Below are 17,135 nucleotides of genomic sequence, written 5' to 3' on the forward strand. Positions count from 1 at the left end.
GCTGGGTAGTCTGAACCCCGTGCCTGAGCTACCGGAAGTGGAGGCGTTGGCTCAGTTCCTCCGGGAGCATGCGGTCGGCGCCGTGGTCGGCCGCGTCGACGTGGCCGCGTTGAGCGCCGTCAAGACGTTCGAGCCCCCGGTCACCGCGCTGTCCGGCCGAGACGTCACCGGCGCGGGGCGCTGGGGCAAATTCCTCGGCCTGGAATGCGACGGGTTGTGGCTGGTCACGCACCTGTCGCGGGGTGGCTGGCTGCGCTGGATCGACGAACCGAGCCCGGCGCCGCCCAAACCGGGCGGCAAGAGCCCGCTGGCGTTGCGGGTGCACTTCTTCACGCCCGAAGGGGCGACGCCGGCGTTCGACCTCACCGAGGCGGGCACGAAGAAGCGGCTGGCGGTCTACGTGGTGCCGGACCCGAAGGCGGTGCCGGGTATCGCGCGCCTCGGCCCCGACGCGCTGGAGGTGACCGAGGCGCAGTTCGCCGACATCCTGCACGGCACCTCGCAGCGGATCAAGACCGCACTCGTGGACCAGTCGCTGCTGGCCGGTGTCGGCAATGCCTACTCCGACGAGATCCTGCACACCGCGCGGATCTCGCCGTTCGCGAACACCAAAACCCTCCCGGCCGACAAGGTGGCGGAACTGTACACCGCGATGCGCACGGTGCTCACCGACGCGGTGGGACGTTCCGTCGGCCAGGACGCCGCGCGCCTCAAGGGCGAGAAGCGCTCCGGCATGCGGGTACACGCCAGGACCGGGCAACCCTGCCCGGTCTGCGGCGACACGGTCCGCGAGGTCTCCTACGCCGAACGGTCCTTCCAGTACTGCCCCACCTGTCAGACCGGCGGCAAGATCCTCGCGGACCGGCGGATGTCGCGCTTGCTGAAGTAGCGGCCCGGCTCAGGTCAGCGTCGGGACCCGCACGCCCTGCCAAGCGAGTCGTTTCGCCCGGTCCGGATCGTGTTCCACGCGGGTGGGGTAGTCGATGATCAGAGTCGACCTGCGCGCCTCCGTGTACGTGGGCCAGGACGGCAGCGGAGCGCCGGTGCGGGCGAAAGCCAGCCAGTTGTCCTGGAACTGATCGGTGACCGCCCGCAGGCCGCGCCTGCCGCCCGCGGCCGTGAAGGCCCGGCCGATCGGGGTGTCCGTCACGCCGAACACCGGGATGAGGTCGGTAGCGTGCGTGGCGCCGATCCCGGCCAGTTGCAGAGCGCGCGGGGCGAAGTCGTAGCGGTAGGCGTAGGTCGGCGCGTGCTTGCTGTGTCCCTCCATGACCGTCAGCGAAGGACGCCAGAAGGTGTAGTCGCCGCCCGCTCGCACCGCGGCCTTCGGCTGCGGATAGCCGGGGTACGCCGCCCTGATTCTCGACTCGGCCTCGGTGGAGTTGCCGAGCGCCTTGCGCAGCCGGTCCGCGGTGGTGGGCAGTTCGTCGGCGAACCTGGCGAACAGCGTGCCCTCGTCCCGGTTGGTGCCGATGATCAGCGGCACCCGGTGCGCCGAACCGTCGGCGATCGCGTCGACCGGGGAAAACGGCAGGAACTCACCGTCGATGACCGGGCAGACCGGAAAGGCGCCCGGGTGTTCCCGCACCACCTGTGCGATGGTGCGATCGACCGCGCGGCGGATGTCGTTGGCCCCCGCGGTGCGCAGCGCGGTGTGCGCGGTGTCCGGCGTCGCGCCCAGCGCGGCCACACAGCGGCGTGCGAAGCCGCGGGCTTCCTCCGCGGTGACCGCCCAGTCGGCGGGCGGGCTCTGGGCGATGGCTCGATGGAACAGACCCTTGGCGGCCGGTGTGGCGAGCAGGCTCAGCACGGCGTGCGCGCCGGCCGATTCGCCGAAGATCGTCACGTTGTCGGGATCACCGCCGAACGCCGCGATATTGGTGCGCACCCACTCCAACGCGGCGAGCTGGTCACGCAGGCCGAGGTTGGAGTGGAACGGTTCTTCGTCGGTGCCGAACTCACTGAAATCGACGTAGCCGAACGCGCCGAGCCGGTAGTTCAGCGAGACCACCACCACGTCGCCGCGCAGCGCCAGTCGCGCCCCGGAGTACAGCCCGAGCGCGGAGGTCCCGATGAGATAGCCGCCGCCGTGGATGAACACCAGCACCGGGCGCGGGCTCGACGCCGTCGTCGCCGGCGCGGTGACATTGAGTGTCAGCGCGTCCTCGCTGGTCGGCTGATAGGCGCGCGGCCCGATCCGCGCTCCGGAGCGGTGCTGCATCGCCGCGGAGGTGAAGTCCGTCGCAGCCCGTACACCGGACCATGGTTCGACCGGTTGTGGAGCGCGAAAGCGCAGGTCCTCGATCGGAGGAGCCGCGTAGGGAATGGACCGCCAGCGCAAGACGCGGCGGCCACGGCGACCGCGGACGACTCCGTCGGCGGTCGCGATATCCGTTGTTGCCACCATTTTCAAATGGTAGCTATGCGCGCCGCGCCTCCAACAGGCGCAACCAGAACTCGCTGACCGCCGGGAAGGCTGGCACGGCGTGCCAGAGGGTGGACAGCGGTACCCGGCCGACCACCGCGATCGTCGCCGCGTGCAGTTGCTCGCCCACGTCCGGCCCCACGAAGGTGGCGCCGAGCAGCGTGTCGGTGTCGCGATCGATCACCAGTTTCGCGTGGCCCGCGTAGTCGTCCCTGGACAGCGCCGAACCGGCCACTTCGATGTCGAGTTCGACGGTCTCCACCGCGTGCCCCGCGTCCTTGGCCGCGGCTTCGGTCAAGCCGACCGAGGCCACTTCGGGCGCGGTGAACACCACCTGCGGCACCTTGCCGTGATCGGAACTCGCCACGAAACGCGGGTCGTCCAGCGGCTTGCCCTCGGCCCGCGCCGCGATCACGTCGCCGCACACCCGGCCCTGGTACTTGCCCATGTGCGTGAGCGCGGCGCGGTGGTTGAGGTCGCCGACCACATACAGCCACTGGCCTTCGACATCGGTCGCGGTGAGGTGATCGTCCACCGCGACGTAACCATCGGACAGCCCGACCGCGTCCAGGCCGAGCGCCTTCGCGGCGGGCGCGCGTCCGGCCGCGACCACGATCTCGTCGACTTCCAGCGCCGACTCGCCCTCGGGGCCGCGCAACCGGATCGTGACAGGCCCGCCGTGGATCCAGCCTTCGCCGGTGTCCTTCGCGGCCGGGCGTTCGACGGCGGTGGGTGCGGTGCCCATGCGCACCCGTACACCCGCGCCGGTCAGCGCCGCCGCCACCCGCTCGCCCGCGAAAGGCTCGGCCGCGGCCAGCAGCGCGGAGCCGCGCACCAGCAGGGTGACCTCGGCGCCGAGCGCGGCCAGCCAGGTCGCGGCCTCACTGGCCACCACACCGCCGCCGACCACGGCCACCCGGCGCGGGACCTCGTGCAGATTGGTGGCGTCGCGGGAAGTCCACGGCAGCGCGGCGCGCAATCCGGGCACGTCGGGCACATTGGCGGTGGTGCCGGTGGCCAGCACCACGGCGTGCCGGGCGCGCAACTGCCGCCCGTCGACCTCCACCGAACGCGGGCCGGTCAATCGTCCGGTGCCGCGCACGATGTCGATGCGGTTGGCGCGCGCCCAGTCGGCCTGCGCGGAATCGTCATGGTCGTGCACGAAGGCGTCCCGGCGCCGCAGCACCGCCTCGACGTCGAGGCCGGTAGCAGAAATCCCCGGCATCGCTCGCGCGGCCGCGAGCACGTGGCCCGGCCGCAACAGCGCTTTGCTCGGGACGCAGGCCCAATAGGAACATTCGCCGCCGACGAGTTCACGCTCCACGATGGCGGCCGTGCGGTCGCTGCCCGCGACGGCGTAGGCGGCGGCGTTCTCACCCGCCGGTCCGCCGCCGATCACGATGACGTCGTAGTCGGTCGGTGCGCTCGACATCGCCGCGCCTACTGCAGGTAACCCTCGACCTGCGACACCGGATTGGCCTGGGCCGCCTCGGGGGACTGGCCCTGGTCGATCCGCGCACGGCGATGACGGAGCAGGTCCCAGGCCTGATCCAGCATCACTTCCAGTTCGGCCAGGCGCTGGCGTTCGGTCTTCGGGTCCAGCTCGCCGTGGGTGGCCTGCGAGCGCAGCTGGTGCTCCTGGTCGACCAGGTCCTTGATCCGCGCCAAGATGTCCTGTTCGCTCATGCTTCGTCCCTTCCGGCCAGAGCGGGCCCCTGCGTGGTCACGCCGCGCCGCCGCCTCCGGGCCTGTTCGCTCATGCTCCGTCGTTTCCGGCATGTGCGGGACCCCGAGTCGGCAACGCCGCGCTGCCGACTCCGGGCTGACCGCTCATGCCGACCATGCTACGGCCGGGCCAGGCACGCGGCGGCCCTCGGGACGGCCGCGGCGAGTTCCGGCCACGGCAGCGCCGTGTAGCCGAGCGCGACGCCGAAATGGTCCCGGCGGGATCCGAGGTGATGTCTGGCCAGGCCGTCGAGCGCGATGCCGCGCGCGATGCCCGCCGCGATCACGCGCCGCTCGGCCTCGGCCGACGCCACCGGCACGACGACGTGCGACCCCGCGTCGTCGCCGAGCACATCGAGGCCGCGGCGCCGCAGTTCGGTCACCACCAGCGCCCGGCGCGGCGGCAGCGCGCGGCGCAGCCTGCGCAGGTGCCTGGCCAGATCACCGTGCGCGGCGAAGGCGACCAGCACGCGCTGACCGGCCGGGCTCGGACCGGTGCCGGTGCGCTCGCGGTGGTCGAGCACCGCAGCGGCGATCTCCGGAGCGGCGAGCAGCCAGCCGACTCCGAGGCTCGGGGAGAGGATCTTGCTGGTCGTGCCCAAGTGGACGACGACGTCCGGAGCCATGGTGGCCAGCAGCGGCAGCGGCGCGGTGTCGTAGCGCAGTTCGCCGTCGTAGTCGTCCTCGATGACGAAGATCCCGCAGCGGCGCGCGTGTTCCACCAGCTCCACCCGCCGCGCGGCAGGCATCCGCGCGCCGAGCGGAAACTGATGTGCCGGAGTGCAATACACCGCTTTGATGCGCGGCGGCAGCAGGTCGACGCGCAGACCGTTCGCGTCGACGGGGACCGGAACGACCTCGAGACCGGCCGCCGCGAACGCCCCCGCGGCGCGCTGGTAGCCCGGGTCCTCCATGGCGACCGCATCGCCGGGCCGCAGCAGCGCGGCGGCCAATTCGCCGACGGCGGAGCTGGTTCCGGCCGTAGCGAGCAGGACGGTGTCGCTGCCCGCTTCGATCCCGCGGTGGCGCAGCAGATGCTCGGTGACGGCCGTGCGGAACTCCGGTTCGCCCGCGCGGTCTTTGCGCACGAGCGGCGAGTGGTCCGCCGCGGCCCGCCAAGCGCGGCGCCACGCGGCCGGATCGATGGCGTCGACGCACGGGGCGCCCGGGGCGAGGTCCAGCAGTTCCGGCGTGGCGCCGGTGTCGTGCACGGAATCCGGACGCGCGGGCGCGGCGGCCGGTGCGGTCGTCAGGTAGGTGCCGGAGCCGCGTCTGCCGCGCAGCCAGCCCTCCGCGTGCAATTGGTCGTAGGCGGCGGCGACCACGGTGCGGCTCACGCCCAGCCGCCCGGCCAGCGCGCGGGTGGACGGCAGCCGGTCGCCGCCGCGCAGCGGCCCACTGGTCGCCGCGTGGCGCAATTGGTCGGCGATCTGCACCGACAGCGGTTGCGCCAGATCGCGATCGAGGGCGAGGGGGAGGTCGTCCAGCACGGCTGCTCCTCGAAGTGGACTGCTGAGAATCCTTCGAATTGGCACTTTGATAATGCCATTCGCGGCTCGATGCTGGGAGCATGACCGAAACAGTCAGCCAACGGGCTCCCCTCTCGCCGACGCCGCGCAGCACGCCGACCCGGTTGACCGACCGCGCCAGCACCGATCGCGCCGACTTGGACGCGGTGCTCGACGCCGGGCTGATCTGCCACCTGGGTGTGCTGCTCGGCGGCACGCCGGTCGTGCTGCCCACCGCCTACGGCCGGGACGGCGACACGCTGTACCTGCACGGCTCCACCGGCGCCGGGAACCTGCGCGCGGCGCTCGCCGCCGACATCTCGGTGGCGGTGACCTTGGTGGACGGCGTGGTCTACGCGCGTTCGGCCATGCACTTCTCGATGAACTACCGCTCCGCGGTCGTGCTCGGCCGCGCGCGGGAGGTGACCGAGCACGACGAACGCCTGCACGGGCTGCGGGTGATCGTCGAACACGCCGCGCCCGGCGCGTGGTCGCGCGTGCGGTCTCCGAGCAAGAAGGAACTCGCCGCCACGAAGGTGCTCGCCCTCGATCTTCTCGAGGCGTCGGTGAAGGTCCGCGCAGGCGGGCCGAAGGACGACCCGTCGGACATCGACAACGGGGGTGTGTGGGCGGGGGTCCTTCCGCTGCGCCAGATCTGGGAAACCCCGATCGACTCCGCGGACCTCGACCCCGGCGTCTCGGTCCCCGCGGACGTTCTGGAGCGCGCGGTCCCCGCCCGGTGACGACTACGGCACACGGGGAAGTCCGGCGACAGGCGCGCTGTTCCGCACGGTCGCCGGAGGCTTCGCGCCCGTCCGAGCGGGCGTGGCGCGCCGGTCAGAACCAGAACGCTGCGCCGTAACCCGTCGTTTGCGCTGTGGTCTTTCTCGAATCGGCCCGTACGGTGACGAAAGGCATGGCCGAGGCCGGGGAAAGGCAGCCGCTGATATTCAACGGGGTATTGGTGTGTGCAAACGTGTAAGGGAATTCGGATTCCCCGTCGAGTTCCGCCGCGCCGATCACCGCCGCCGTGACCGAACCGGGGGCGAGATTCACCGCGAGTTCGCCGGCGACGCCCGCCTCGACGCCGATGCTGGGCTGGATGGCGACGGCGGCGCCGACGGAGATGCTCGGCGGCGCGATCAGTTGCAGGGAGGGCATCATCATCTGCTTGTCGGGCATATTCATCTCCAGGGAGGGCGCGTCGAAGGTGAGCGATCCCTCCAGTCCGAAGGAGGGCGCGATCCCGGCGTTGATTCCGACGCTGGGTGAGATGCCGATCGAGATGCCGTTGGAGATGTCGACCGCGCAGCCGACCAGATAACCGATGGCGATTTCTCCGCCGCGCAGCGCCGTGGGGCCGTCGAGCGTCACCGAGAAATCGCCGGACACTCTCGCCGCGTGTACGAACGGGACTCCCGGCGCGATGTCGCCCGCGGGCGCGACGTTGTTGGCGTTCGCCGACGCGACCAGATGCAGCCCTCCGGCATTGATCTCTCCTGGCGCGGCGCCGGCCACGGAATCAGAAACAGCGAAAGCGCCCGTAGCGGCCATGGCCACCGCGATGAGCGCGGCGAGAGTGCGCGAATGCTTTCGGTTCATCATGCTCCAGTCGAGTATCGATGGAATCGGAACTTCCTGCGCGAAACGGACTTGCACGGCGAATGGGGCAGGCACGGGCTTCATTCGGCGTACGCCGCAGACTTTATCGGCAGGTGTGGCCGACGCAGCTGATCACGCCACACGGCGAGTCGGCCGACGCGACTGATCGCGGTCGTCGTCGGCATTCGTCCTGATCACCGGTGCGGGGCGAGCGAAACTATCGGATTTTCATACCAGGTCACCGAATTTCCCGGCTGTTCGCCGAAATATTGCGCGTGTCGCGCGAACCCGCCGCGATCGGCTGCACGCCTGTGGGTATACCCGCGGCCCGGCGAGGTGAGCCCAGGGGGCGACCGGGGCGCATCGGCGTGCGCGTCCGCGGGACTCACCACGGATCGGCGTGCAGACCCACGGAACGTACCGCGCGCACCGCCAGCCGGCGCAACGCATCAGCGGACTCGATTCGCTTCGGGTCCAGGGAGACCAGGCTCAGCACGTAGTCGTGCCCGATGCGGCACAGGTAACCCGACAGACGGGTGCGGGGCAGTCGCGCGGTGGTGAGCCCGGGATGGATGGCGCGGGCGGCGACGCCGGTGCAGCGGTGCGGGCCGAGTTCGAGCAGCGAGGCGGGGAGCGTCCCGATGTTGGAGCACAGGATGTCTCGTTCGCCAGCGCCCTTGGACAGCGCGTAGGCCCAGCGGTCCGGGATCACCTGGAGCAGTTCTTCGGGCATGCCGCCCGGCGCGGACATGCGGTGCTCGTAGGCGGAGCGAGCCAGCGCCCGGATGGTCGCCGGGGTGTCGCAGCGGGTGATCGCGATGCGCGTCATGGCGAGATCGTTGTCGACGCGGGGTTCGTCGCGGGTGTCGACGGGCAGGCTGGCTTCGATCGTCTCGCCGCGGAACCCGCTGTCCCGCAGCACCGTCGCCACGAGGTGGATGAACAGGCTGTTGGCCGTCCCGCCGTCACGCGCCGCCACGCGGTCCCACTCGGCGGCCGGGCATTGCAGGATCGCGCTGCGCGTGGCGTCGCCCGCCGCGCGCGGCTGCTCGTCCCGGCTCGGCGCGGCGAGTCGCCGCGGTATCCCGTGCCGCAGCGCCGCCGCGGTGTCGCGCAGCACGATCGACCACTGGCGACGGGCGTCGGCCCAGTCCGATTCCCGGGCGGGGAACCGCGCCGGACGCACCCGTGCACCGCCGAGCGCGTCGTCCACCGCGAGCACCAGCGCGCGTCCGTCGGCCAGCGCATGCGAGCAGGTGAGGGAGACGATCGAACCGCCGTCGTCCAGGGCGGCGGTGGAAAGCCGCCAGCCCGGGCCGTATTCCGGATCGAGCCCGGCGCCCTGCGCGTCGGCCCAGTCGAGCAGCTCCGCCACCGGCAGGATGCCCTCGGCGCGGTCGATCGGATACGCGCGCACGTTCGGTCGCCAGGCTCGGCGCGCGCCGGGCACTCGGGGGCGAACGACTCTGCGACCCAACGGCCCCGACCGCAGTGCCTCGTGCACCCGCGTCAGCAGCGCTGGGTCCACCCGGTCGGCCGTCCGCCACAGGCCCTGCAACGCGATCGGCGTGCCGAGCCCACGGTGACTGCGCAGGAAGATCTCGTCGACGACGCTCAGCCGGCGCATGGGCCTCAGGCGCGAGTGCCGTGCCGGCCCGCGCCCGCGGCGAACCGCTGCGCGCCGTCCAGCGCGCCGTCGGCCAGTGCGGTCAGACCGTGACGGAATTCGTTGCGCAGCGCGGACTCTTCCGTCATCCCCTCCTGCTCGAGCAACGACATGCGATCCGAGCGCAGGCAGGTCTGCGGCAGCGCGGCCAGTTCCGCGGCCAGCGCCTCCGCGGCGCGGCGGCCTTCACCACTGGGCACCACGCGATTGACCAACCCGATCCGCAACGCCTCCTCCGCGTCGACCGCGCGTCCGGTGAGGATCAGGTCCATCGCGCGGCCCGTGCCGATGATCTGCGGAAGCCGCACGGTGCCGCCATCGATCAGCGGGACGCCCCAGCGGCGGCAGAAGACGCCGAAGGTGCTGTCCTGTTCGGCCACGCGCAGGTCGCACCACAGCGCGAGCTCGAGCCCTCCGGCCACCGCGAAGCCGGAGACCGCGGCGATCACCGGCTTGGACAGCCGCATCCTGGTCGGTCCCATCGGGCCGTCCCCGTCCTCGGCGGCGCGGTTGGAGCGCTCGGTACCGAGTGCCTTCAGGTCGGCGCCCGCGCAGAACGTGCCGCCGTCGCCCCACAGCACCGCGACCGCGGCCTCGGGGTCGGCGTCGAACTCACGGAAGGCGTCGGCCAGCGCGGCGGCGGTCGGCCCGTCCACAGCGTTGCGTGCTTCGGGCCGGTGCAGGATCACGGTCGTCACGGGGCCGTTGCGTTCGATGAGTACCGTCACGCGCTCGAACATACGCCGTAAAAGCCCTCTTGTGTGAAGAAATGAATTCATGCTTCACTTCTTGGGTGGCCTACCGGAGAACACCCGCCGTGCAGGCCCGCCTGGACGCTCAGGCGGGGCTGATCGTGCAGGCCGCGACCAAGGTGCTCTCCCGCGGCGGCTACGCGGCGCTGTCCATGGCTGCGGTCGCGGCCGAGGCGGGCTTGGCTACCGGCACCGTCTACAAGAACTTCGACGGCAAAGCCGCCTTGGTGCGCGCGGTGTTCCGGAAAGTGGTCGCCCGCGAGGTCGCCGCCGTGGCCGCGGCGGGCGCGCGGGGAACGGCCGTCGAGCGGGTCACCGCGGCGGTGGAGACCTTCGCCGGCCGCGCTCTGAAGAACCCGAACCTGGCCTACGTGCTGCTCGCCGAGCCCGTCGACGCGGCCGTGGACAGCGAACGCCTGCGCTTCCGCCGCGCGTTCGCCGAAACGTTCGAATCGGCGGTGGCCGAAGGCATCGCGCGGGGCGAACTCCCACCGCAGGACCCGAGGATCAGCGCCGCCGCGCTGGTCGGGGCGATCGGCGAGGTGCTGGTCGGCCCGCTCGCCGACGCGCCGCACGGCGAAGCCGTCGTCCCCGAACTCACCGCTTTCGCGATCCGCGCGCTCGGCCTGCGCGACAACCCGGGTGACGCCCGGCAGGAATCAGGAGTGTCAGATGCAGACGCATGAAGTCTTCAACCAGGTGCCCGACATCGTGCCCTTCGACGTCTCGCGCAATCCGGCCCTGCTGGAGGGCCTGCACCGCGAAGGGGCGGGCTGGGCCGAAGCCGAAGTGCGGGAACTCGGCGCGCTCGCGGGCGGCGCGCAAGCGCAGGAGTGGGGCAGGCTGGCCAACGAATACCCGCCGGTGCTGCGCACCCACGACCGCTACGGCCACCGCATCGATGAGGTCGAGTTCCACCCGCACTGGCACGACCTGATGCGCGTCGCCGTCGAGCACGGCCTGCACGGCGCTCCGTGGCTGGAGGACCGGCCCGGCGCGCACGTGGCGCGCGCGGCGAAGTTCTACACCTGGGGCACCGCCGACGCGGGCCACATGTGCCCCATCTCGATGACCTACGCGGTGGTCCCCGCGCTGCGGCACAACCGGGAACTGGCGGCGAAATACGAACCGCTGCTGGGCTCGCGCGTCTACGAATTCGGGCTGCGCGAACCGTCCGCCAAGGCCGGGCTCATCGCGGGCATGTCGATGACCGAGAAGCAGGGCGGCTCGGACGTGCGCGCCAACACGACCACCGCGACGCCGCAGCCGGACGGCTCCTACCGGATCGTCGGCCACAAGTGGTTCACCTCCGCGCCGATGTCGGACATGTTCCTCACACTGGCCCAGGCGCCCGGCGGCCTGTCCTGTTTCCTGCTGCCCCGCGTGCTGCCCGACGGCGCCCGCAACCCCATCCGCATCCAGCGGCTGAAGGACAAGCTGGGCAACAAGTCCAACGCCTCCTCCGAGATCGAGTACGAGAACGCCACGGGCTGGCTGGTCGGCGCCGAGGGCGCGGGCGTCAAGACCATCATCGAGATGGTGAACATGACCAGGCTGGACTGCGTGATCGGCTCCGCGACCGGCATGCGGGCCGGCGCGGTGTACGCGGTGCACCACGCACGGCACCGGAAAGCCTTCGGCGCCGAGCTGATCGACCAGCCCGCCATGCGCAACGTGCTGGCCGATCTGGTGATCGAGTCCGACGCCGCGACCACCGTGATGATGCGGCTGGCCGGGGCCACCGATCGCGCGGGCCGCGATCCGGCCGAGGCGGCGCTGCGGCGCATCGCGCTCGCCGTGACGAAGTACTGGGTGTGCAAGCGCGCGCCCGCGCACGCGGCCGAGGCGCTGGAATGCTTCGGCGGCAACGGATACGCCGAGGAGTCCGGAATGCCGCGGCTGTACCGGGAAGCGCCGCTGATGTCCATCTGGGAGGGCTCGGGCAACGTCGCCGCGCTGGACGCGCTGCGCGCCATGGGGCGGCAGCCGGAGACGGTCGAGGCGTACTTCAACGAAGTGTCGCTCGCCAAGGGGGAGAACCCGCGCCTGGACGACGCGATCGCCCGGGTCGGCAAGGAACTGTCGGATCTCAACGACATCGAATACCGCGCACGGCGGGTCGTCGAGCTGATGGCGCTGGTGCTGCAAGGCGCGCAACTGGTCCGGCACGGACACCCCGCCGTCGCCGACGCGTTCTGCGCCACCCGGCTCGGCGACGACTGGGGCATCGCGTACGGCACCCTGCCCACCGGCGTCGACACCGGCGCGATCATCGAGCGTGCGTTCGTCTGAGTTCGAGCTACCGGGGACCGGTTCAGGTGCGGCGGTCCCCGGAGGCGAGACATCCAGGATAAAGAGACCCGGCGCCGCGCCCTCAGCGGGTGTCGAGCCAGGTGAACGTGTGGTGGAGCAGGGGGAACGTGCGCCGTAGACGCAGTGCTCCCCGGCGCCGTCGGCGCTGTGGACGGGGATCAGCATCACCAGCGCGACCCCGACCAGCTGCGACGACGATGGATCGCGGGCAGCCATGAGGCGGCGGTAGTGTGACGGCGGTGGCAGCGGAGTTCGTCGACAGACCGTTGAGCTGGCTGGTCCGGCGGGTGCTGGACCGGGCCGCGCGGGGGAGGTATCTGCTCGGCATCGCGGGGCCGCCCGGGGCGGGTAAATCCACGTTGTCGGTCGCGCTGCGGGACGCGATCAACCTCGCGGCGGGCGACGCGGTCGCCGAAATCGCACCCATGGACGGCTACCACCTGAGCAACGACGTCCTGCGGGCGACCGAAAGCCTCGCGCGCAAAGGCGAGCCGGACACCTTCGACGTCGACGGTTACGTCTCGGGGCTGCGCCGCCTGCGCGCTACCCCGGTGGGCGAGCCGGTGCCGTGGCCCACCTTCGACCGGTCCATCGATGCCCCGGTGCCCGGGGGAGTGGTGTTCGACCGGCAGTCCATCGTCCTCACCGAAGGCAACTATCTACTGCTCGACGACTTCGGCACGCGGCGGTGGTCGGTGGTCCGCCCGCTGCTGGACGAATGCTGGTATCTCGACGCCGCGCGCGAGGTGCTCGGGAAGCGCCTGCTGCACCGCCACATTCGCGGTGGCCGCACGCCCGCGCTGGCGCACGACAAAGTGCACAACAGCGACTTGCGCAACGCCGATCTCGTCGCTGCCACCAGGCAGCGCGCCGACCTCGTGCTGCGCTGGAATGCGGGAAGCCACACGGTGGCCGTCCCGCCCTCGGCCGCCGATCCGAGCAGCTCTTAGCGTGCGCACATCGTCCGAGCTGGTCGACGTCTCGTCGGCGGGCAGTCGACGCACCGCGTCGGTGCGAGCGAGCGATCCGGCACAACCGAATCCGGCGATCCGGGGTCTCGGCATGCGTTCAGCCGAAGACTCGGCGCGACAGGTTGCTGCCACTGGCCCAGCATCACAGCACTACGGGTCGCAGCGGCGACCCTGGTCCGCGCGGCGCGGTCACGTTCGGTTCCCATTCAGGTGAAGCCGTGCGTGCCCGCGCAGAGGTGCTCCGCCAATTCGGAGACCACTCAGTGCCGGTCCGTGAAGGTTCCCGACCGTGGCGCGATCCGGGCACCCGTTCGCGTGCCGGTCCCTGCCGCATCCGAGCGGGCGGGAACTTCGCATCGTCCGGCGCGTGTTGTGGCTCATGCGCTCTACCTGGCCCGATGATGGGAAAATGACGGAGAATCGCGCGGTCGGCAGGGCGTCGCGGGCACTGCACAACCTGTTCGCCGTGGTGTGCGCTCTGCTGTTCTACTACTTCCTGCCGCTGCAGGCCGTGCCGCTGGGCCGGTTGTCCGGCGTGCCGGCGTTGCTCGCGTTCGTCGTCGGCGTCGCGGGCCTGATCTGGCTGGCCCGGTGGCGGATCCGGCGGTACATCAGGGATCCGCGCGCGACCGTCGGGCGGATCAACGACGTGCTGCTCGTCGTCTGCGTCGTGGTGACGTTCTTCGCCCTCTACTACTACGTGCTCGAACTGCGCGCACCCGGCCAGTTCGAGGGTCTGCACACGCGGACCGACGCGCTCTACTACACGATGGTCACGCTGGGCACGGTCGGCTACGGCGACGTGCACGCGGTCGGAACCGCCGCCAAGGTGGCCACCATGGTGCAGGTCGCCTTCGACCTCGGCGTCATCGGCATCCTGATCGCGATATCGACCTCGCACATCATCCAGCAATTGGACCAGGCGCAGCGCGACCGTCCGACGGACTAGCGAACGAGATCAGCGGTTGGCGCGGTACCAGCGGATCAGCGAGTCGGTCGACGAGTCGTCTTGCGGTCCGTGCTCTTCCGCCGAGGTGAGCAGCGGCGCCAAAGCGAGCGCCTGCTGTTTGCCGAGCTCGACACCCCACTGGTCGAAACTGTCGATGCCCCAGATGGTGCCCTCCACGAACACCTGGTGCTCGTAGAGCGCGATCAGCTGACCGACCACCGACGGCGTGAGCCGCGGCGCGAGGATGGTGGTGGACGGACGGTTGCCCGGCATCACCTTGTGCGGCACGATCGCCGGATCGGTGCCCTCAGCGGCGATCTCCTGCGCGGTCTTGCCGAACGCGAGCACCTTGGTCTGCGCGAACAGGTTGCTCATCAGGATGTCGTGCATGCTGCCGGTGCCGTCGCTGGTCGCCAGATCGTCGGTGGGCTGCGCGAAGCCGATGAAGTCCGCCGGGATGAGGCGGGTGCCCTGATGCAGCAATTGGTAGAAGGCGTGCTGGCCGTTGGTGCCCGGTTCGCCCCAGAAGATCTCGCCGGTGGAGGTGGTGACCGGCGTGCCGTCGGCGCGGACCGACTTCCCGTTCGACTCCATCGTCAACTGCTGCAGGTAGGCGGGGAAGCGGGCCAAATCGTTCGAATACGGAAGCACCGCATGGGATTCCGCGCCGAAGAAGTTCGAGTACCAGACGCCGAGCAGGCCGAGCAGCACCGGGGCGTTCGCCTCCAGCGGCGCCTCGGCGAAGTGCCGGTCCACCGCGTGCATACCGGCGAGGAACTCCGCGAAGCGCTCCTTGCCGATGGTCGCCATCACCGAAAGGCCGATCGCCGACGCCACCGAGTAGCGTCCGCCGACCCAGTCCCAGAAACCGAACATGTTCTCGGTGTCGATCCCGAATTCCGCGACCCGCTCGGCATTGGTGGAGACCGCGACGAAGTGCTTGGCCACGGCGTCCTCGCCGAGCGCGGCGACCAGCCAGCGCCGGGCCGCGGTCGCGTTGGTGAGCGTCTCCAGGGTGGAGAAGGTCTTGGACGCGACGATGAACAGCGTGGTGGCCGGGTCCAGCCCGTCCAGCTTCGCGACCAGGTCGGCGGGATCGACGTTGGAGACGAATCGGGCGCCGATGCCGGCGTCCTCGTAGTGCCGCAGCGCTTGGTGCACCATGACCGGCCCCAGATCCGAGCCGCCGATGCCGATGTTCACCACCGTCGTGATGCGCTCGCCGGTCGCCCCCCGCCACGCGCCGGAGCGCAGCGCGTCGGTGAACTCGCCCATCCGCCGCAAGACCTCGTGCACCTCGGCGCCCGCGTCGACGCCGTCGATGATCATGGTCTCGCCTTCCGGCAGCCGCAGCGCGACGTGGCCGACCGCGCGGTCCTCCGAGGTGTTGATGTGCTCGCCGCGGAACATCGCGTCGCGCCGCTGCGGCACGCCCGCCTCGCGCGCCAATTCCACCAGCAAGTGCAGGGTTTCGCGGTTCACGCGGTGCTTGCTGTAGTCGATGTGCAGGTCCGCCACCTGGACGGTCAGCTCGCTGCCCCTGGCCGGGTCGTCGGCGAAGAACTCCCTCAGGTGTCGTCCAGCGACGGCGCCGTGGTGATCGTGCAGTTTCCGCCATGCCGCCGTCGCGGTGATGTCGCTGCTCACGTTCGCCGAGAGTACAAGCAGGCGCCGCCGCGCGCACGGCTGCGGGCGCGGAGAGTCGGCCGGACCGCCGGAACTGTTCCCCCATCGGGCATAGGCTGGCGTCATGGTGTCCGAACGTGAACTTCTCGAATCCGTACCGAAGCAGTTGTGGATCGGAGGGCGGGCCGTCGACGCCACCGGCGCGGGCACCTTCCCGGTGCACAACCCGGCGACCGGGGAGGTATTGGCGAACGTCGCGGACGCGACGCCGGAGGACGCGCTGCGCGCGCTCGACGCGGCCGTGGCGGTGCAGGACGAGTGGGCGGCCACGCCCGCGCGGGAGCGCGGGGAGATCCTGCGCGCGGTATTCGAGCAGATCACCGCCCGCGCGGAGGAGTTCGCCCTGCTGATGACCCTGGAAATGGGCAAGGCGCTGCCGGAGAGCCGCAACGAGGTGCGCTACGGCGCCGAGTTCTTCCGCTGGTTCAGCGAGGAGGCCGCCCGGGTGCACGGGCGCTATCTGCACGCCCCCTCCGGCACCGGCCGGATCATGGTGCACAAGCAGCCGGTCGGCCCGTGCCTGGCGATCACGCCGTGGAACTTCCCGCTCGCCATGGGCACGCGCAAGATCGGCCCCGCGCTGGCCGCGGGCTGCACGATGATCGTCAAGCCCGCCTCCGCGACGCCGCTGACCATGCTGCTGCTCGGCAAGCTGTGCAGCGAGGCAGGCCTGCCCGACGGCGTGCTGTCGGTGCTCACCTCCAGCCGCTCCGGCGCGGTGACCCAACCGCTGCTCGACGACTCCCGGCTGCGCAAACTCACCTTCACCGGTTCCACCGAGGTGGGCAAGAAGCTGGTGGAGAAATCCGCGAACCGGCTGCTGCGCACCTCGATGGAACTCGGCGGCAACGCGCCGTTCGTGGTGTTCGCCGACGCCGACGTCGACGCCGCGGTGCAGGGCGCGATGCTGGCGAAACTGCGCAACGGCGGCGAGGCGTGCACCGCCGCCAACCGCTTCCACGTGCACAACAGCGTGCTGGAGGAGTTCACCAGCAAACTGGTCGAGGCGATGTCGAGCAGCGTGCGGCTCGGGCCGGGCGCCGACCCGGACACCACGCTGGGCCCGCTGATCAACGAGGAGCAGCTGCGCACGGTCGGCGAGTTGGTCGACGACGCCGTCGAGAAGGGCGCGCAGGTGCTGATCGGCGGCAAGGCGCCCGACGGGCCCGGCTGGTTCTACCCGGCCACCGTGCTGCGCGACGTCCCGCCGCAAGCGCGGATCCTGCGCGAGGAGGTCTTCGGCCCGGTCGCGCCGATCGTCGGCTTCGACACCGAGGAAGAGGGGCTCGCCGCCGCCAACGACACGGAATTCGGGCTCGTCAGCTACGTCTACACGCGCGACCTCGAGCGCGCGCTACGGATCGCCGAGGGCCTGGAATCCGGCATGGTCGGCGTCAACCGCGGCGTCATCTCCGACCCCGCCGCCCCCTTCGGCGGCGTCAAGGAGTCCGGCTTCGGCCGGGAGGGCGGCACCGAGGGCATCGAGGAGTACCTGTCCACCAAGTACATCGCGCTTACGTGAGAGAGTGCCGCGGTAC

Annotated in this window: 15 protein-coding genes; 7 read left to right on the top strand and 8 right to left on the bottom strand. The window is 70.9% G+C overall.

Going from position 1 to position 17,135, the window contains the following annotated elements:
- Window positions 1–19 precede the first annotated feature (19 nt).
- A complete protein-coding gene (locus U3653_RS32510) occupies window positions 20–889 on the top strand; it encodes an Fpg/Nei family DNA glycosylase (RefSeq protein ID WP_067795522.1) in 870 nt (289 codons plus the stop codon).
- A 9-nt stretch (window positions 890–898) separates the two neighbouring features.
- Here U3653_RS32510 and U3653_RS32515 read toward each other — a convergent pair whose 3' ends face one another.
- From U3653_RS32515 to pdxR, 4 genes are all read right to left on the bottom strand, one after another.
- Window positions 899–2,407, bottom strand: a complete 1,509-nt coding sequence (locus U3653_RS32515; RefSeq protein ID WP_195078351.1) for a carboxylesterase/lipase family protein — start codon at window positions 2,405–2,407, stop codon at window positions 899–901.
- A 13-nt stretch (window positions 2,408–2,420) separates the two neighbouring features.
- Complete coding sequence (locus U3653_RS32520; protein WP_195078352.1) at window positions 2,421–3,857, bottom strand: dihydrolipoyl dehydrogenase family protein; 1,437 nt, start codon at window positions 3,855–3,857, stop codon at window positions 2,421–2,423.
- A gap of 8 nt (window positions 3,858–3,865) precedes the next feature.
- Window positions 3,866–4,111 (bottom strand): DUF2630 family protein, encoded by a 246-nt coding sequence (locus U3653_RS32525; protein WP_067795516.1) that lies wholly within the window; start codon window positions 4,109–4,111, stop codon window positions 3,866–3,868.
- A 158-nt stretch (window positions 4,112–4,269) separates the two neighbouring features.
- A complete protein-coding gene (gene pdxR, locus U3653_RS32530) occupies window positions 4,270–5,640 on the bottom strand; it encodes a MocR-like pyridoxine biosynthesis transcription factor PdxR (protein WP_195078353.1) in 1,371 nt (456 codons plus the stop codon).
- A gap of 80 nt (window positions 5,641–5,720) precedes the next feature.
- On the opposite strand from pdxR, the gene U3653_RS32535 reads away from it, so the two are divergent.
- The gene (locus U3653_RS32535; RefSeq protein ID WP_195078354.1) at window positions 5,721–6,401 is read left to right on the top strand and encodes a pyridoxamine 5'-phosphate oxidase family protein; all 681 of its coding nucleotides are present in this window, start codon (window positions 5,721–5,723) and stop codon (window positions 6,399–6,401) included.
- 94 nt (window positions 6,402–6,495) lie between these two features.
- On the opposite strand, the gene U3653_RS32540 is transcribed toward U3653_RS32535, so the two are convergent.
- The 3 genes from U3653_RS32540 to U3653_RS32550 form a co-directional block, all read right to left on the bottom strand.
- Window positions 6,496–7,344 carry an MspA family porin gene (locus U3653_RS32540; protein WP_323124147.1) on the bottom strand — a complete coding sequence of 283 codons (849 nt, stop codon included), beginning with the start codon at window positions 7,342–7,344 and terminating at the stop codon, window positions 6,496–6,498.
- 301 nt (window positions 7,345–7,645) lie between these two features.
- Window positions 7,646–8,887, bottom strand: a complete 1,242-nt coding sequence (locus U3653_RS32545) for a hypothetical protein (protein WP_195078356.1) — start codon at window positions 8,885–8,887, stop codon at window positions 7,646–7,648.
- A gap of 5 nt (window positions 8,888–8,892) precedes the next feature.
- The gene (locus U3653_RS32550) at window positions 8,893–9,654 is read right to left on the bottom strand and encodes a crotonase/enoyl-CoA hydratase family protein (RefSeq protein WP_195078357.1); all 762 of its coding nucleotides are present in this window, start codon (window positions 9,652–9,654) and stop codon (window positions 8,893–8,895) included.
- 65 nt (window positions 9,655–9,719) lie between these two features.
- Here U3653_RS32550 and U3653_RS32555 point away from each other — a divergent pair, with 65 nt between their 5' ends.
- The 4 genes from U3653_RS32555 to U3653_RS32570 all read left to right on the top strand — a co-directional run bounded on the left by U3653_RS32555 (window position 9,720) and on the right by U3653_RS32570 (window position 13,911).
- Window positions 9,720–10,364: a TetR/AcrR family transcriptional regulator gene (locus U3653_RS32555; RefSeq protein WP_195078358.1), complete on the top strand. Its 645-nt coding sequence runs from the start codon at window positions 9,720–9,722 to the stop codon at window positions 10,362–10,364.
- Window positions 10,351–11,970, top strand: coding sequence for an acyl-CoA dehydrogenase family protein (locus U3653_RS32560; protein WP_195078359.1), 1,620 nt, complete (start codon window positions 10,351–10,353; stop codon window positions 11,968–11,970). The genes U3653_RS32555 and U3653_RS32560 overlap by 14 nt, the downstream gene beginning before the upstream one ends.
- A 260-nt stretch (window positions 11,971–12,230) precedes the next feature.
- Window positions 12,231–12,941, top strand: a complete 711-nt coding sequence (locus tag U3653_RS32565; RefSeq protein ID WP_323124148.1) for a nucleoside/nucleotide kinase family protein — start codon at window positions 12,231–12,233, stop codon at window positions 12,939–12,941.
- A gap of 430 nt (window positions 12,942–13,371) precedes the next feature.
- Window positions 13,372–13,911 carry a potassium channel family protein gene (locus U3653_RS32570; RefSeq protein WP_195078360.1) on the top strand — a complete coding sequence of 180 codons (540 nt, stop codon included), beginning with the start codon at window positions 13,372–13,374 and terminating at the stop codon, window positions 13,909–13,911.
- Between the two features lie 9 nt (window positions 13,912–13,920).
- Here the strand turns inward: U3653_RS32570 and pgi are convergent, their stop codons facing one another.
- Window positions 13,921–15,558 (bottom strand): glucose-6-phosphate isomerase, encoded by a 1,638-nt coding sequence (gene pgi / locus U3653_RS32575; protein WP_195078361.1) that lies wholly within the window; start codon window positions 15,556–15,558, stop codon window positions 13,921–13,923.
- A gap of 103 nt (window positions 15,559–15,661) precedes the next feature.
- Here pgi and U3653_RS32580 point away from each other — a divergent pair, with 103 nt between their 5' ends.
- Entirely contained in the window at window positions 15,662–17,119 is a 1,458-nt protein-coding gene (locus tag U3653_RS32580; protein WP_195078362.1) for an NAD-dependent succinate-semialdehyde dehydrogenase, read from the top strand.
- The last annotated feature ends 16 nt before the right edge of the window (window positions 17,120–17,135 follow it).

It is taken from the genome of Nocardia implantans (genome assembly GCF_035544775.1).
In the GTDB taxonomy this organism is placed as follows: Bacteria; Actinomycetota; Actinomycetes; order Mycobacteriales; family Mycobacteriaceae; genus Nocardia; species Nocardia implantans.

Bases quoted from the DNA above. Each gene is read 5' to 3' on its own strand.
- U3653_RS32540 (WP_323124147.1), bottom strand. From the start codon at position 7,344: ATGAAGCCCGTGCCTGCCCCATTCGCCGTGCAAGTCCGTTTCGCGCAG.
- U3653_RS32520 (WP_195078352.1), bottom strand. From the start codon at position 3,857: ATGTCGAGCGCACCGACCGACTACGACGTCATCGTGATCGGCGGCGGA.
- U3653_RS32535 (WP_195078354.1), top strand. From the start codon at position 5,721: ATGACCGAAACAGTCAGCCAACGGGCTCCCCTCTCGCCGACGCCGCGC.
- U3653_RS32570 (WP_195078360.1), top strand. From the start codon at position 13,372: ATGACGGAGAATCGCGCGGTCGGCAGGGCGTCGCGGGCACTGCACAAC.
- U3653_RS32525 (WP_067795516.1), bottom strand. From the start codon at position 4,111: ATGAGCGAACAGGACATCTTGGCGCGGATCAAGGACCTGGTCGACCAG.
- U3653_RS32580 (WP_195078362.1), top strand. From the start codon at position 15,662: ATGGTGTCCGAACGTGAACTTCTCGAATCCGTACCGAAGCAGTTGTGG.
- U3653_RS32545 (WP_195078356.1), bottom strand. From the start codon at position 8,887: ATGCGCCGGCTGAGCGTCGTCGACGAGATCTTCCTGCGCAGTCACCGT.
- U3653_RS32560 (WP_195078359.1), top strand. From the start codon at position 10,351: ATGCAGACGCATGAAGTCTTCAACCAGGTGCCCGACATCGTGCCCTTC.
- U3653_RS32515 (WP_195078351.1), bottom strand. From the start codon at position 2,407: ATGGTGGCAACAACGGATATCGCGACCGCCGACGGAGTCGTCCGCGGT.